The organism is Mariniflexile litorale, from assembly GCF_031128465.2.
Classification (GTDB): domain Bacteria; phylum Bacteroidota; class Bacteroidia; order Flavobacteriales; family Flavobacteriaceae; genus Mariniflexile; species Mariniflexile litorale.
Window position 1 is genome coordinate 3,903,948 of sequence record NZ_CP155618.1, and the last position, 16,433, is coordinate 3,920,380.

The window sequence follows — 16,433 nt, forward strand, 5'->3', positions numbered from 1 at the left end:
AGGGAAGCGTAATATGTGTGGAATGGAATAATAAGAAATTTTAACAATTTGTTAAACTACAATAATTAATTTCTTATTATTTTTTATTAAATTTGACTCAATCACTTGATGAGTAGTGGTTAACTTCTCCATTTTAAGAAAATATAATAGCACAATTTTATTAATTACCCAATGGGTATGATTTTGGTTTAACTAAAGCCAAAACACTGTTTATTGTATAACAAAACCAAATAATTATGAAAAACACCTTATTCTTGGATCAAGGCTAAAAGTTGTGTTTAAGCAAAAATAGTGGTTAATCTAAAAAGGAAAAATTCTATATTTTTGACACCTCTAAACTGGGCTCTAAAGGCTTTTATCTTTGCGTTAAAAGATTCAGCAGAAGCATTTGTACTTCGATTGATGAAATAGTTAAGTATAGATCTATAGTTTAGGGTTATCGTATTTGCTATTGTATTGAATGCTCTAAATCCAGATTGTTCAACATCTTTATACCAATGCGCTAGCTTTGTGTATGCAGTTTCTACTGATTTTGCTGTATTGAAAATATTTCTAAGGCCTTGAACTAGGTTAAATGCTAGTTGGATATCAGGATATTGATCGAAGAGTATTTTGCTTCTCTGGTATTGATTTTCCGTCCAATTAGAGGGTGCTTTGTAGAGTAAATACCTGCTTCTTGCTAAGAGTTGTTTTCTGGTATCTCCATTATCAAAGACCTCTTGTTTATAGGTCTTGTGATTTGCTCTGGCAAGTTTTATGTTTTCGTTTTCTAGATCTATGGCGGATCAAGGCTAAAAGTTGTGTTTAAGCAAAAATAGTGGTTAATCTAAAAAGGAAAAATTCTATATTTTTGACACCTCTAAACTGGGCTCTAAAGGCTTTTATCTTTGCGTTAAAAGATTCAGCAGAAGCATTTGTACTTCGATTGATGAAATAGTTAAGTATAGATCTATAGTTTAGGGTTATCGTATTTGCTATTGTATTGAATGCTCTAAATCCAGATTGTTCAACATCTTTATACCAATGCGCTAGCTTTGTGTATGCAGTTTCTACTGATTTTGCTGTATTGAAAATATTTCTAAGGCCTTGAACTAGGTTAAATGCTAGTTGGATATCAGGATATTGATCGAAGAGTATTTTGCTTCTCTGGTATTGATTTTCCGTCCAATTAGAGGGTGCTTTGTAGAGTAAATACCTGCTTCTTGCTAAGAGTTGTTTTCTGGTATCTCCATTATCAAAGACCTCTTGTTTATAGGTCTTGTGATTTGCTCTGGCAAGTTTTATGTTTTCGTTTTCTAGATCTATGGCGTCCCACCTATATTTGATTCTTATATCTTGTAGTGCTTCCAAGGCTAATTTCTGTACATGAAACCGATCAGTAACCTGTATGGCTTTTGGGAAACATTTTTTAGCGATAGTTTTCATTGAGTTAGCCATGTCTAGTGTAATCTCTTTAACCTTCGTTCTTTTCTTTGCTGATAATTTAAGAAGCTGTTCTATAATAGGTTCTACTTTAGTGCCAGAAAAAATGGCAACGATACTTCCTTTTTTACCTTTGGCTTTTTTGTTGGTAATGATGGTGTAGAGTTCTCCCTTTGACAAAGCAGTCTCATCAATAGATAAATGGCTTCCTATATTTTCAGGAAAGATGAGATATTGTTTTGCATGTTTCTTCTGATTCCAGTCTTTAAAATCACTTAAATAATCTTTATACTGACGTTGTAGTTTTTTACCATCAACGCCATAAAAATGTCCTATGGTATGACAATCTGAAGCTCTAGTATTGATTAATTTCTTTTAAAAAAGCAGCGAACTCTGATGTCATACGAGTTCCCTGTGCTACTAAGTTCCAATCTCTCTGCACGACTTGTTTGGTGGTCTTGTCTAACCATCTGCGACGCTTAACATGCAGGTAAACTGTATTGCCTCGTAAAGGAAAATCTTGGATGGTTACTTCTTTATGAAAACCATGCGCAATTAATGTGCGTTTAGATTCTTCTTTAGGTGTTGCATTTTGTTCTTCAAAGTAAAGATGCATGACTTCGCCATTTTTAGTATGCTTTACAAGATCAAAATGGTTGATTAGAAATTCAGGTAAAATAAGTTTGAGTAGTTCTAGATAATGGTCCAAAATCTTTTTTTTGCAAAAATCCGAAAACTATAGGTAATTCACACACAACTTTTGGTCATGATCCTTATTCTTTCTGCTTATGAGCACATGTATTATTAGTTGTGCTCCTTTAAAATCAGTTAAGATTTCTGAAAATCAATATACAGAAATCATCGAAACAATTAATCAAGGATTATCTCTATCAAAAGATAAAATTGATAAGTCAAGTTACAAACTTAAATCTGGTTCTATAAAGATATATATAGCTAATAATATTACTGGGGAAGCTGGAATAGCTTTTTGGGTTATTGAAGGAGGTTATAAGACTGTTAATGAAAAGGCATCATCAATTACTTATAATTTTTCTGAAATCTCAAAACCAATGTCTGGTGATCAAAAGAGTTACCAATTTCAACCGAAGGATCTTAAAGAACTAATCAATAGAAGCATTGACAATTATGATCAAGCAGGAGATATAATGACTCTTAAAAAAAATGGTTTTGATATTAATATAAAATTCAGTATTTCTAATTCTGGAAGCGGAAAAGTTAATCTTGATTTTGGAATTGGCGCCAATGTTAAAGGGTCATTTAGTAAAACAGCATCACATGAAATTACTTTAAGTTTTGTGCCTAAATAATAAACTAGGTTTTAAGTTTTTCCCAAATTTTTATGTAAATGAAGAAAAAGATTCATAGATATAGTGTCCTTTTTACTATAGCAACCCTCTTTCTCGTCTCTATCCTTACATGGCTAATTATTAAGAATAATAATAGAAGTTTTAGACCTCCATTGGAATATCATAGCTTAAAGTCAGGTAAAAAAAAGCATATTAAGATTGTTACTCAACTATCGTTTACTGATAAAGATCAAGAAATTATATGTGAATTAGTTGACAGTTTATTAGTAATTGAAGGAGATATTATTATAGGGAAAATTGAAGATTTTCAAGTTCAGACTATGGCAGCAATAAAAGGAGAAGGTGTTTTATGGAAAGACGGTATAATACCATATGAAATAAAAAATGGTCATCCTAAAGAGATTCTGATAAAAAAAGCGATTAAATATTTAAACAATGAAACAAATTTAAAACTTATTGAAAAAGGTTCGAAAGATATCGATTATATACGATTTGTAAAATCTAATGGTTGTTCTTCTTGGGTTGGTAAGCAAGGTGAAGAACAGATTATAAAGGTTGGCGATTGTAGTTTTGGAAGTATCGTTCACGAAATTTTGCATGCTGCGGGTTTTTACCATGAACAAGCTCGTACAGATAGAGACGAGTATATAGAAATAGTTTGGGACAATGTTCAAAGTGACGAAAAACATAATTTTATGAAATATATTGATCGTGGCGAAGAAGGTGAAGATATAGGTGAATATGACTATAATTCGGTTATGCATTATGATTCAATGGGATTTAGCTCTAAAAACAACAACAAAACTATTCTAATTAGAAAACCGCCAGGAAACGAAAAAACAATTATTGGACAACGGAAAGGCTTAAGTTCAAACGATGTCAAAAACATTAATAAAGTTTATAATTAAAAATTTAAATATTTTCTACTTTATTACTCCACTTTAGTTTTAAAAAAACATTCTTAAAAGCTGTTCTAAAATGTTATTGGAACACTTTTATGCGACGACGTAGGAGGGAAGCATAATGTGTGTTGAATGGAATAATGCAAATAATTCTTTGTTTCACAAGGAAAATTAGTTTAATTTACATAGTTAAAATACTATTCAAATTTGAAACAAAAAATCAAACCAATTATCAAAGCTGTCGATTTCTTTTGTGGCGGCGGCGGTATGAGTTATGGTATGCAAAAGTCTAGTATTCAGGTTTTGGCAGGTATTGATTATGAAGAAAACTGCAGAGCCACTTATGAAGCAAATATTAAGAAGTCTAAATTCATAAAAGCAGATGTTTTTGAATTAAAAGAAACTGACTTAGAAAAAACCTTAAATCTAAAGTGTAATGATGATGAATTATTGCTTATCGGTTGTAGCCCTTGTCAGTTTTGGAGTATAATAAATACAGATAAAAAGAAATCGCAAAAATCTAAAAATTTATTAGTCGAATTTGAAAGATTCGTTAGGTATTTTAATCCTGGTTACGTAGTCGTTGAAAACGTACCTGGTGTTCTTCGTAAAAAAGGAGAAAGTGGTTTGGAATCATTTATATATTGGTTAGAAAATAATAAATATACAGTGCATTTTAAAGTACACAATACATCTGACTATGGTGTTCCTCAAAATAGAAAGCGATTTACTTTAATTGCAAATAGAATTACAAAAAAAGAATTAGAGCCTATAAAAGCAAATAAAAAGTTAACAGTCAGAGATGTTATTGGTGTTGAAAATGGCTTTTCAAAAATAAAAGCTGGTCATAAAGATGAATCCATTTTTAGCCATACAGTACCTATGGTGAATGAATTAACTTTAAAGCGACTAGAAAAAGTTGAAAGAGACGGTGGAAATCGATTAAGTTTTGCTAATGACCCAGAATTACAATTAAATTGTTTTATAGACAAAGATGACTCTTTTAAGGATACTTTTGGAAGATTATGGTGGGATAAACCCTACAAAAAAGATAAAGAATTTTCATATGCAGAAATAGAAAATATTTTAAAGAATTGATTGAGTATCAATTTTTAAAATACCTAATAATGAAGCATTAAAAAAAAAGATTAATTGAAGTTCTACATATAACAAGTGCATAGAATTTTATTTTTACTCACATATTTAATTATTTGTAGAAACTTCAAATGTGTTCGTGAATCTCCTAAAAAGTCGATTTCATAAAATTTATGCTCTTGTGGCAAGCTTACGAGAATCGTCTAAAATTTTTATTACGTACATTTCGAATAAGCGATTTTTAATAAGTGCAAAAAGGTTAGCTTTTATTTTGGCGTTGGCAAGCGTTGGATAATTGTATGTAAAAATAGATACAAATGTTTTTAAACGCTGCGAAGCAAACCGCTTAATTAGTTTAATGACCCAAGTTCCAATTATTCTTTTGAAAACAGCGCATACTGGGATATTTTACATAATAGAGAATTATAGCTACACAATAATAAACTCAACTACGAAATAGAGAATTATAGTTACACAGTAATAAACACAACTACGAAGCCACAATTAGCTTGTCATAATTACTATCGATATAAGTCTAAAGACGTTATATCTACAATTATGTCAAATAGCGCCCAAAAGCGCTATTACGCTAATTGTTATAATTGTTATAAATGTACTATAATTAATATTATGTAAAATAGAGTATTTTCAAACAACTCTACTTCAACCAATTAATTAATAATTTTAACTTTTTTAAAATTCAAATAATCTATATCCTCTTTTCAGCCGTAATTATAACTAAACAATAAAAAATAATATTATGAGAAAATTGTCGTTTATATTACTTGCAACCGTTATAATGAGTGCCTGTGTTTCCAAAAAGAAATATGTGGCATTAGAACATGAAAATGGAGAAATTAAAAGTGCCTTAACAAAAACACAGTTTGAAAAAGAAGAACTTGAAACAAAATTTGCTAAAATTGAAGCACGTGTTGAAGCCTTTAATTCTAAAATAAATACGTTAACGGAAGAAAACGATGTGAAAATGGAAACTGTTGGCGATGTAGCGGTTATATCAAACGAAACCAAGAAGCAAATGCGTAAAACCTTAGCGAATGTCGATCAAAATAAATTAAGACAAGCTACTACCCTTAAAGACTCTATGAATTTAGCGGTATCGTATAACTTACAAAAATCGTTGGATACAAGCACCTTAAATGAAGATGAAGATATAGCTATTGATATAGATGAGACTGTGGTAATGATTTCTATTTCAGATAAAATGCTATTTGATACGGCTAGTTACCGTATTAGCAGTAAAGCGAATAATATTTTACAAAAATTGGCTAATGTTATCAATTCAGAGCCTAGTATTGAAGTGATGGTTGAAGGTCATACAGATTCGAGATCTATAAATACGGCTAAAATTTCTGATAACTGGGATTTAAGTGTACTACGTGCTACATCGGTTGTTAGAACATTACAAAATAAATACAATGTCGCTCCAGAAAAACTAATTGCATCTGGTAGAAGCAGTTATTTACCGGTTGCGGGCAACGATACTAAAGAAGATCGATCAAAAAATAGAAGAACTCGTATCGTTATTTTACCAAACATCAATAAATTCTTTGCACTTATGGCATCGAATGATTAAGATAATCCCTTAATTAATCCAGGAAAAGGCTACTTATTAATATATAAGTGGTCTTTTTTTTGTTTAAATAATAATGCTGCTGTAGTATGTTATAATATTATTAAAATTGCCTCTTCTAAATACAAAAACATATTATTTAAAGTATATTTGTGTTCTCAAAAAGTAAGACTTTTAATGAAACCCAAATCTAAATCTAAAACTGAAAAAACACGTTGGAAATTACTCCATCAGTATTATAGCTATACGGGCTTTTATAATTTTGTTTGGCAAGCGGTAAAAAAAGCATTGCCTTTTATAATCCTTGTAGTGATTGGCATATATGTGGTAAACCACTATTATGATATAAATACAGCGTTAGTGCATCTTACCGAAACATTACCTGCGTATGGTGTGTTGGCTTTTTTCTTTGTATCTGAAACTCTTTTAGGCTTGGTTCCTCCCGAAATATTTATTGCTTGGGCAGGTAAAATGTATGCGCCTTGGTTATATTTAACAGTGCTAGCCTTATTATCTTATTCCGGCGGTTTGGTTTCTTATTATATTGGTTATATTATTACCAAAATACCTAAAGTGCATAACTATTTAGAAGTTAAAATGGCTAAACAGCTTAAAAATTCAAAAAAATGGGGCGGTTTTTTAATTATTGTAGGTGCTCTATTACCACTACCTTTTTCTATTTCTTGTATGGCTGCTGGTATTATTAAATTTCCATTTAAAAATGTAGTGGCTTATGGGTCGTTACGTTTGTTACGTTTTTTAATTTACGGAGTTGTTATTTTTCATGCCTTTTAAAACACACTAAGCCGAGTACTAGTTAAATTTGTTACTATATTTTTACACATAAATTATATTTCTATGTTTTCATTCCTAAATATTTTCAGAATCACAGCACTTTTAGAAGGTGTCTCCTATATTTTATTATTGTTTATTGCAACCCCCATAAAATACATGCTTAATGACCCTCAGTATGTGAAAATGCTAGGTATGCCTCACGGGATTCTATTTATGGGATACATTATCATGGCTTTTATGCTTAAAAAAGAACTTAACTGGAACACCAAACAGTTGGGTGAAATTTTATTAGCATCTATAATTCCATTTGGTACTTTTTATATAGATAAGAAGTATTTAAAGCCTCTAAGAAATGGATAAAATAAAACATTTTATTTACGATTATTTTTTAACCATAGGTACAACCGAAACTGTTGCTATATACTTAAACATGTTAGGCCTTGCTTTGGTCCTCATGCTTCTTATTTTTATTATTGATTTTATTATTAAACGATTATTAATTGGTGTTTTTGCTCAATTTGCATCCAAATCAAAAACAAATTTTGATGATTTATTAGTAAAAAATAGGGTTCCTACCAACATTGCCCACATTACACCATTATTGGTTGCTTTAGAGTTTATTTCGGATGTGTTTTACGATTTTCCTGCTTTTGAAGCCCTGGTAGAGCGTGGTTTAAAAGTATTCGCTATTGTTTTAACCTTGTGGATTGTACGAAGCATACTAAACACCATAAAAGATTATTTAAAAACATTACCAAATTTAAAAGATAAACCCATAGATAGCTACATACAGGTATTTATGATTTTTATCTGGATTATAGGTATTTGTTCAGCTATTGCCATTATAACCCGTACCCCTTTCATTAATTTTATTACAGGCTTGGGTGCCGCATCTGCTATCATTATTTTGATATTTAAAGATACTATTCTAGGATTTGTGGCTAGTATTCAAGTTTCTATAAACGATATGGTTCGTATTGGCGATTGGATTACCTTTGAAAAATATGGTGCAGATGGTGATGTTGTTGAAATAAATTTGGCCACCGTGAAGGTTCAGAATTTTGACAAAACCATTACCACCATCCCTACCTACGCCCTTATTTCCGATTCTTTTAAAAATTGGCGAGGTATGACCAGTTCTGAAGGCAGACGTATAAAACGTGCTTTATTTATTAAACAAAGTGGGGTGAAATATTTATCTGATGAAGATGTTAACGACCTTAAAAATATTCAATTAATAAGTTCTTATTTAGAAACTAGGCAGTCTGATATTAAATCATACAATGAATCCAATCAAATAAACAAAGAGCTGTTATTAAACGGCAGAAACCTTACCAATTTGGGGGTTTTTAGAAAATACATTGACTCTTATTTAAAGCATCATTCGGCGATTAATAAAGATATGATGATTATGGCGCGCCAACTGGCACCAACCACTCAAGGCATTCCTTTAGAAATTTATGCCTTTAGCAGCGACAAACGTTGGGAAAATTATGAATACATCATGTCGGATATCTTCGATCATCTTATTGCAGCACTCCCCTATTTTGATTTAGAGCTTTTTGAGTTGCCTAGTGGTGGTCAGTTTATTCCAGAATAATTAATTCGATATTCTATAAAAAAGCCTGCGTTCTATATTTAGAATTCAGGCTTTTATTTTTGTTGAAATAAAACCTTCAACTTTCGATTAGCTTATCGCAGTTCTACCCTATTATTTCATTTGAAAATTTTGAGTTTTTTGTGGTGCTCATGGCATTCCTCAATAATTAATTTTATAAAGTGCTGTGAATGAATTTTTTATATAAATTAAAATTATTAACAGTTTTTCGTTATACCATTGAAGCCGGTGATGTAGATTTAGATGGCATTGGTATCGGTACCTTAGTCGCCAATGGAGGTACTTTACTAAATGCTGTTTTAAATAGCGCTAGCTTAACATTAAATAATGTAGGTTCAACAATTGCTGTCCTTGTCGATTCTTCATTGAGTATTGATAGTAATGAAAACAGGTCTAAATTTTCTATGTATCCAAATCCTAGTTCTGAAACTGTAAAAATAAAATCTAATTTAGGTGGTAATTTTTATGTTATCAATCCATTAGGACAAGCAGTAATAGCGTTTAAAGTAAATCCTAATGTAGAAGCCAAAGTTTATATTGGCGACTTAAGTGAGGGCGTCTATTTTGTTAAAGCGATAGATAACACCAATGCATCTTCTAAAAAGCTAGTTGTTAAAAAATAGTATAGATTCTTTTTAGAAAGAAATTTTATACTGCAAATAAAAAGAGGCTGTCTGAAAAGTGTATTTTATTTACTTTGTCAGGTTGAGCTTGTCGAAACGGATATGGATTATCAATACGTTTAAATATGTCGACAGGCTCAATATACTTTTCAGACAGCCTCCTTGTTAATTAATGTTTATTTTATTAGATATTAGCGGCTAACCAGTCCCCTACTTCTTTAGTTCCGTAGGCTTTTCCGCCTTCAGATAAATCTTCAGTAACAATACCTTCGGCTAATGCTTTATTAACAACTTCTCGTATGGCAGCACCTTCTTCTGGTAAATTAAAAGCCATTTCAAACATCATCGCTGCAGATAAAACGGTCGCTAAAGGATTAGCGATATTCAAACCTGTTGCTTGTGGATACGACCCGTGAATGGGTTCAAATAGTTGATTTTCAGTTCCAACAGATGCTGATGGCATTAAGCCCATAGAACCTGATATTACTGAAGCTTCATCGGTTAAAATATCACCAAATAAGTTTTCGGTAATTAATACATCATAGCTATTTGGCCATTGCACCAAACGCATCGCTACCGCATCAACAAATTCATAAGAGACCGTTACTTCTGGATACTCTTTTTCCATCGCTTGAACTGTTTCTCTCCACAAACGTGATGTTTCTAAAACATTGGCTTTATCAACACAACATAGTTTTTTAGAGCGTGTCATTGCTAATTCAAAACCTTTTTTAGCTAAACGTTGTACTTCTGCTCTGGTGTAAACACAATTGTCAAAAGCGGTTTCTCCACCATCTCTTCTGCCCTTCTCACCAAAATAAATACCACCTGTCAATTCACGTAAAAACACCAAATCGGTACCTTCAATACGTTCTCTTTTCAAAGGTGATTTATCTATTAATGATGGAAATGTAAAGGTTGGACGCACATTTGCAAACAGCCCTAATTTTTTACGCATTTTAAGCAAACCTTGTTCAGGGCGAACAGGTGCTGAAGGATCGTTATCATATTTTGGATGTCCAATAGCGCCAAATAACACAGCATCGGCAGCAACACAAACTTCATGCGTGCTGTCTGGATACGGCTCCCCAACGGCATCAATGGCAGCTGCACCTGTTAAGGCTGGTTTCCAAGTTATTTCGTGTCCAAATTTTTTAGCAACAGCATCACTTACTTTTACTGCTTGATCAATTACTTCAGGTCCAATGCCATCACCTGCTAAAAGTGCAATATTAAATTTCATATGTATTTGTAATCTTAATTAGTAATTATATTTAACATTTTTTCAGTGGCTTTAATCGCAGAAACCGTTTGATCGGAGTCTAAACCACGTGTTTTAAATTCTTTTTCTGGACTTTTCCAGGTAATAATGGTTTCGCATAATGCATCAGAATGACTTCCAGGAGGTATTCTAACAGCATAATCTATCAAATCGGGTAATACCTTCTTTTTACTGATATAAATGCTTCTTAGGGCATTCATAAAGGCATCAAATTGCCCATCTCCTTGTGCATTTTCCTCAAAAGTTTCCCCGTTTATAACTAAAGAAACGGTTGTTGAAGGTTGTAATCCTTTGGCATGCGTTAACACATACGAATTGACTTTAACCTTTTCTTCATACGAATAACTATCTAAAACATCGGAGATGATGTATGGCAGGTCTTCTTTAGTAACCACTTCTTTTTTATCACCCAATTCAATGATACGTTGGGTGACTTTCTTTAAATCTTCATCGTTAAGTTGAAGTCCTAATTCTTGTAAATTCTTTTGAATATTAGCCTTTCCAGAAGCTTTACCTAAAGCATATTTTCGAGTTCTGCCAAAACGTTCTGGCATCAAATCACTAAAATACAGGTTTTTTTTATTATCTCCATCAGCGTGAATTCCAGCGGTTTGAGTAAATACATTCGCTCCAATAATGGGTTTGTTGGCAGGAATCATAATTCCTGAGAAATTTTCCACCAGTTTGCTCACGGTATATAAAAACTTTTCATTCACATCGATAGTAAGATGCGGCATGAAATCGTTAATCACAGCAACAGTACTTGCCATCGGAGCATTTCCTGCACGTTCACCCATACCATTTACGGTTAGATGAAGTCCATCTGCACCAGCATTCAAAGCCGCCATGACATTAGCGACCCCTAAGTCGTAATCGTTGTGTGCATGAAAATCGAAATGTAGATTAGGGTAAGCGTCTTTAATTTCTTTTACAAATTCAAAAGACTCAGTGGGCGTTAAAACACCCAAAGTATCAGGAAGCATGATACGTTTAACGGATTGTGTTGCTAAAAATGCTAAGAACTCAAAAACATAGTCTTTAGAATTACGCATTCCATTACTCCAATCTTCTAAATAAATATTGGTTTCAATTCCTTTTTCTTTGGCTAAAGAGATGGTTTCTGAAACCTCGTTAAAATGCTGACTAGGAGTCTTTTTAAGCTGGTAAGTTAAATGATTTAATGAACCTTTAGTTAATAAGTTTTGAACCTTCGCTCCTGCTTCAATCATCCAATGAATGGAGACGCCTTTATCAACAAAAGTTAATACTTCCACCTTATTTAAATAATGGTTTTCTTTAGCCCAATTGGTAACACTTTTAACTGCTTGAAATTCACCTTCAGACACTCTAGCTGAAGCGATTTCTATACGATCTACCCTTAATTCTTCAAGTAAAAGTTTGGCAATCGTAAGCTTTTCGGAAGCAGAAAACGACACTCCCGAGGTTTGTTCACCATCGCGGAGTGTCGTATCCATTATTTCAATTCGTTTCGGCGTCATTTACAGCAGTAAGTCGTTTGCAAATGTTTCTATGTCTCCTTTTATGTTTTGTAAATAGTCTATATCATCAAAACCATTTAACATATTATCCTTTTTATAACTATTAATTTCAAAAGATTCTTGTGCTCCTGTTGAAAGAATAGTAATAGTTTGGTTTTGAAGGTTTATTTCGATTTTTGTATTTGGATCGTCGTAAATAGCGTTGAAAACTTGTTCAGCAAATTCAGCACTCACCTGTACAGGTAATACACCCACATTTAAACAGTTATTTCTAAAAATATCTGCAAAGAAACTAGAAACCACACAACGGAAACCATAATCATACACAGCCCAAGCCGCATGCTCTCTAGAAGAACCTGAACCAAAGTTTTTACCTCCCACAAGAATTTTTCCTGAATAGATAGGGTTGTTTAGTACGAAACTCTCTTTTGGTGTATTGTCGTTATTGTATCTCCAGTCGCGAAATAAATTATCACCAAAACCTTCACGTTTTGTTGCTTTTAAGAAACGAGCAGGTATAATTTGATCGGTATCCACATTTTCTAATGGTAATGGAACTCCAGTACTTGTTAATATATTGAATTTATCGTATGCCATTTTTTTAATTGCTTTAGGCTTTTTAGCTTTATGCACGAAGCCTTACGCTAGATGCTTTAGGCTTTAAGCCGATAATATTAATGTTATTGTTATTGCTATGGGTTTAAAGCTTACCGCTTACAGCCTATATAGCTTTAAAGTAAATCTCTAGGATCGGTTACCACACCAGTAACAGCAGCAGCAGCAGCTACTAAAGGACTTGCTAACAATGTTCTAGAACCGGGGCCTTGACGACCTTCAAAGTTTCTGTTAGAGGTACTTACCGAATATTTACCAGCAGGAACCTTATCATCATTCATTGCTAAACATGCAGAACAACCTGGTTGTCTTAATACAAATCCAGCGTTATGAATAATATCTAGAATCCCTTCTTCTTTAATTAAAGCTTCTACTTCGTGGGATCCTGGAACTAACCAAGCCGTTACATTATCTGCTTTTTTTCTTCCTTTAACAATAGATGCGAAGGCTCTAAAATCTTCAATTCTACCATTGGTACAACTTCCTAAAAACACATAATCTACTTTCTTACCAATCATGGCATCATCTTCGTTGTAGCCCATATAGTCTAAAGACTTTTTATAGGTAGCAACACCACCTTCTATATCAGAAGCATTTGGAATGTGTTTAGAAATCCCCATACCCATACCTGGATTGGTTCCGTAAGTAATCATAGGTTCAATATCGCTCGCTGAAAATGTTAATTCTTTATCAAACGTAGCGTCTGCATCCGTTTTCAACGTTTTCCAATGCGCAACTGCTGTATCCCAAGCATCTCCTTTTAGAGATAATGGTTTTCCTTTTAAATAAGCAAACGTTGTTTCATCGGGAGCAATCATACCACCACGTGCACCCATCTCGATAGATAAGTTACAAACAGTCATACGGCCTTCCATAGTCATATTTTCAAAAACATCACCTGCATACTCTACAAAATAACCTGTGGCACCTGAAGTTGATAATTTTGCAATAACATATAAAGCCACATCTTTTGGAGTAACTCCTTTCCCTAATTGCCCATTTACATTAATACGCATTTTTTTAGGTTTAGCTTGCATGATACATTGTGTAGAAAGTACCATTTCAACTTCCGAAGTACCAATACCAAAGGCAATAGCACCAAAAGCACCGTGTGTAGATGTATGCGAATCGCCACAAACAATAGTTGCTCCTGGGAATGTAATACCATTTTCAGGGCCTACAACATGTACAATACCATTTTTTTGATGACCCAGACCCCAGTGGCTAATGCCATACTCGTTAGAGTTATCTTCTAAAGCTTTTAATTGGTTAGCAGATAATGGATCTTCTACAGGTAAATGTTGATTAATTGTTGGCGTATTATGGTCGGCAGTTGCAAATGTACGCTCCGGGTATAACACTTTAAGACCGCGACTTTTTAACCCAAGAAATGCTACAGGACTTGTAACTTCGTGAATAAAATGTCGGTCTATAAAGAATACATCAGGACCTCCTTCAACTTTCTTTACAACATGTGAATCCCATACTTTATCAAACAATGTTTTACTCATATTATATGTAATTAAATTTAAATTTTTGTAATTTTTTCACTAAATACTTTGGCTTAGCAAAAGGCTTACAAAGTTAGGAAAAACTACCATTTTATTAGGCATATGACAAAATTTAAGAGGCTTGCCTATTTATTTTTATAGTATTATTAATGGAACCATAAAAAATCGATGATATTTTAATAGAATAGCATGATTGGTTATAAATTTTAAAGTATGTGTATTTAAAATGACTTCAACCTATCTATCATAAATTCAATTTGAGTTTTACCATGTGATTTATTGCACAAGAATTAAAAGAGGGCTTAAAAAAAATGACGTAAAGAGTAACGGTATTATATCTGAAGACCTAGAAGGCATGCTAAGTGTTAGATATAATGATTTACTAGCACCTATAGTTAAGGCTATTCAAGAACAGACCGAGCAAATTAAACTATTAAAATTAGCAAACGACACTTTAAAACTAAAGCTTTAAACCATAGAAAAAGAACAAAAAAAAGTTAAAAGCTAATCAACCTATTTGAATAAGTTAAGCACTACTTCAATCTATCTATCACATACTCTATTTCTGTTTTTCCATGAGGCTTCGCTTTGCCGTCTTCACCTAAATTCACCATCACAATATTAGAAATCGTAATAATAGTTTCGTGGGTCATTTTATTTCGAACCTCGCCACTTAACACCAATGAAGCTTTCCCAAATTTAACAACCTCAATACCAATTTCTACAATATCACCTTGTCTGGCAGAAGCTTTAAAATCAATTTCACTCATATATTTTGTTACAACCTTTTGGTTTTCTAGTTGAATAATTGAATATAGAGCGGCTTCTTCATCAATCCACTCTAAAAGGCGCCCGCCAAATAATGTTCCGTTTGGATTTAAATCTTCTGGTTTTACCCATTTTCTGGTGTGAAATCTCATAATATTATTTATAATAATGTTTGTTGTCTACTAGTATCTTCATTAGGAACAACCAAATGGTATCCTAATTCTTTATTCAAGCTTTTAATAAAATAGGCAGAAAGTAAAGGTGATTCTTTTTCTATGTTTTGATGGATAAAAAAATCTATTTCTTTTACACCTTGATGTTTCCAATCTTTCAACCGTTCAATCCAATCATCCAATCTGTTATAGTCACTAGGGTGGTTCGCCCCCACATAGCGTACAAAAGCGGTTGCATTGGTTAAACGCATGTGCATAATATCACGTCTTCCTGCTGAATCCACAATAATATTTGATATATGGTTTGTTTCTAAAAGCTCATATAATGCGTTTGCAACTGAAGCATCGTTGTACCAATTCGTATGTCTAAATTCCATTGCTAATGGAATGTGTTTTGGCCATTCTTCAATAAATTTAATAACTCTATCAAAATTTTTTGGCGAGAAATTATCATTCATTTGTAAAAAGATGGTTCCTAATTTTTCTTTTAAATTTGAGGCATTATACAAATAATGCTCAACCACTTCTTTGGTTTCTTGTAAGCGTTTCCAATGACTTATTTCTTGATTCAATTTTGGAAAAAACTTAAACCCATCGGGTGTTTTATCATACCAAGAAGCAAATTGTTCTGCAGGAAAAATTCTGTAAAACGTCGCATTCAATTCTATGGCGTTAAACTGACTGGAGTAATACACTAATTCATCTTTTGTGCCTCTGGGGTAAAAGCCTTTTAAGTCGGCTCTATTCCATTTGGCACAACCTACATAGATATCAGGTATAGTATCATCCTTAAATTTATTTAAAACACCTAAAGTGTCTGGATGATCTGGCGGTAAGGTAAAATCTATATCTTGAGGATTATTTACACTTCCAAACTTCATTTCTACTTTTTGGCTTAAAGATAAAAATTTCTTTATTGTTAATAAGCCAATTCATGCCTATAAAACCTATAAAATATTTTTAGTTTTATTCTTTAGTTTTAAATAAGAGACAGAAGGAGTTTTTAATTATTCCATAGCATATACTGGAATAAACGAAGAGGCTGTTTGAAAAGTGTTATATCCTGTGTCATATTGAGCCTGTCGACATATTTAAACGTATTGATAATCCATATCCGTTTCGACAAGCTCAACCTGGCAAAGTAAATAAATACACTTTTCAGACAGCCTTCTTGAAATATAGTTCTAAGTTTTATTACCTAAATTTCTGTA

The 16,433-nt window shown here is 32.7% G+C and carries 18 protein-coding genes; 9 read left to right on the forward strand and 9 right to left on the reverse strand.

From position 1 onward, the window contains the following. Positions 1–278 precede the first annotated feature (278 nt). Genes QLS71_RS16445 through QLS71_RS16455 form a run of 3 tightly spaced genes read right to left on the reverse strand, consistent with a single transcriptional unit; the run spans position 279 to position 2,131 of the window. Positions 279–779, reverse strand: a complete 501-nt coding sequence (locus tag QLS71_RS16445) for a transposase (protein ID WP_348636630.1) — start codon at positions 777–779, stop codon at positions 279–281. Between the two features lie 25 nt (positions 780–804). After that, positions 805–1,758, reverse strand: coding sequence for a transposase (locus QLS71_RS16450; RefSeq protein WP_348636626.1), 954 nt, complete (start codon positions 1,756–1,758; stop codon positions 805–807). A 19-nt stretch (positions 1,759–1,777) separates the two neighbouring features. Continuing rightward, a complete protein-coding gene (locus QLS71_RS16455) occupies positions 1,778–2,131 on the reverse strand; it encodes a transposase family protein (protein WP_308991875.1) in 354 nt (117 codons plus the stop codon). Between the two features lie 79 nt (positions 2,132–2,210). On the opposite strand from QLS71_RS16455, the gene QLS71_RS16460 reads away from it, so the two are divergent. The 8 genes from QLS71_RS16460 to QLS71_RS16495 all read left to right on the forward strand — a co-directional run bounded on the left by QLS71_RS16460 (position 2,211) and on the right by QLS71_RS16495 (position 9,374). Next, positions 2,211–2,750 (forward strand): hypothetical protein, encoded by a 540-nt coding sequence (locus tag QLS71_RS16460; RefSeq protein ID WP_308991876.1) that lies wholly within the window; start codon positions 2,211–2,213, stop codon positions 2,748–2,750. Positions 2,751–2,788: 38 nt separating this feature from the next. After that, positions 2,789–3,658, forward strand: coding sequence for a M12 family metallopeptidase (locus QLS71_RS16465; RefSeq protein WP_308991877.1), 870 nt, complete (start codon positions 2,789–2,791; stop codon positions 3,656–3,658). A 201-nt stretch (positions 3,659–3,859) separates the two neighbouring features. After that, positions 3,860–4,750, forward strand: coding sequence for a DNA cytosine methyltransferase (locus tag QLS71_RS16470; protein WP_308991878.1), 891 nt, complete (start codon positions 3,860–3,862; stop codon positions 4,748–4,750). A 757-nt stretch (positions 4,751–5,507) separates the two neighbouring features. After that, on the forward strand, positions 5,508–6,341 hold the full coding sequence (locus QLS71_RS16475) for an OmpA family protein (protein ID WP_308991879.1): 834 nt from the start codon (positions 5,508–5,510) through the stop codon (positions 6,339–6,341). 174 nt (positions 6,342–6,515) lie between these two features. Further along, positions 6,516–7,133, forward strand: coding sequence for a VTT domain-containing protein (locus QLS71_RS16480; protein ID WP_308991880.1), 618 nt, complete (start codon positions 6,516–6,518; stop codon positions 7,131–7,133). Positions 7,134–7,196: 63 nt separating this feature from the next. Then, positions 7,197–7,493, forward strand: a complete 297-nt coding sequence (locus tag QLS71_RS16485) for a DUF3817 domain-containing protein (protein WP_308991881.1) — start codon at positions 7,197–7,199, stop codon at positions 7,491–7,493. Further along, a complete protein-coding gene (locus QLS71_RS16490) occupies positions 7,486–8,733 on the forward strand; it encodes a mechanosensitive ion channel domain-containing protein (protein WP_308991882.1) in 1,248 nt (415 codons plus the stop codon). The genes QLS71_RS16485 and QLS71_RS16490 overlap by 8 nt, the downstream gene beginning before the upstream one ends. A gap of 188 nt (positions 8,734–8,921) precedes the next feature. Next, positions 8,922–9,374, forward strand: a complete 453-nt coding sequence (locus QLS71_RS16495) for a T9SS type A sorting domain-containing protein (RefSeq protein WP_308991883.1) — start codon at positions 8,922–8,924, stop codon at positions 9,372–9,374. Positions 9,375–9,558: 184 nt separating this feature from the next. Here the strand turns inward: QLS71_RS16495 and leuB are convergent, their stop codons facing one another. The 4 genes from leuB to leuC form a co-directional block, all read right to left on the reverse strand. Continuing rightward, a complete protein-coding gene (gene leuB, locus QLS71_RS16500) occupies positions 9,559–10,617 on the reverse strand; it encodes a 3-isopropylmalate dehydrogenase (protein ID WP_308991884.1) in 1,059 nt (352 codons plus the stop codon). Positions 10,618–10,631: 14 nt separating this feature from the next. Continuing rightward, positions 10,632–12,155 (reverse strand): alpha-isopropylmalate synthase regulatory domain-containing protein, encoded by a 1,524-nt coding sequence (locus QLS71_RS16505; protein ID WP_308991885.1) that lies wholly within the window; start codon positions 12,153–12,155, stop codon positions 10,632–10,634. Next, entirely contained in the window at positions 12,156–12,752 is a 597-nt protein-coding gene (leuD, locus tag QLS71_RS16510) for a 3-isopropylmalate dehydratase small subunit (RefSeq protein ID WP_308991886.1), read from the reverse strand. It abuts the gene before it with no gap. 134 nt (positions 12,753–12,886) lie between these two features. Continuing rightward, complete coding sequence (gene leuC / locus QLS71_RS16515; RefSeq protein ID WP_308991887.1) at positions 12,887–14,281, reverse strand: 3-isopropylmalate dehydratase large subunit; 1,395 nt, start codon at positions 14,279–14,281, stop codon at positions 12,887–12,889. A gap of 271 nt (positions 14,282–14,552) precedes the next feature. Between leuC and QLS71_RS16520 the strand changes: the two genes are divergently transcribed. Next, the gene (locus QLS71_RS16520; protein WP_308991888.1) at positions 14,553–14,753 is read left to right on the forward strand and encodes a hypothetical protein; all 201 of its coding nucleotides are present in this window, start codon (positions 14,553–14,555) and stop codon (positions 14,751–14,753) included. 61 nt (positions 14,754–14,814) lie between these two features. Here QLS71_RS16520 and QLS71_RS16525 read toward each other — a convergent pair whose 3' ends face one another. Beyond that, complete coding sequence (locus QLS71_RS16525) at positions 14,815–15,201, reverse strand: hotdog domain-containing protein (RefSeq protein WP_308991889.1); 387 nt, start codon at positions 15,199–15,201, stop codon at positions 14,815–14,817. Positions 15,202–15,209: 8 nt separating this feature from the next. Continuing rightward, complete coding sequence (locus QLS71_RS16530) at positions 15,210–16,103, reverse strand: DUF72 domain-containing protein (RefSeq protein ID WP_308991890.1); 894 nt, start codon at positions 16,101–16,103, stop codon at positions 15,210–15,212. Positions 16,104–16,433 lie beyond the last annotated feature (330 nt).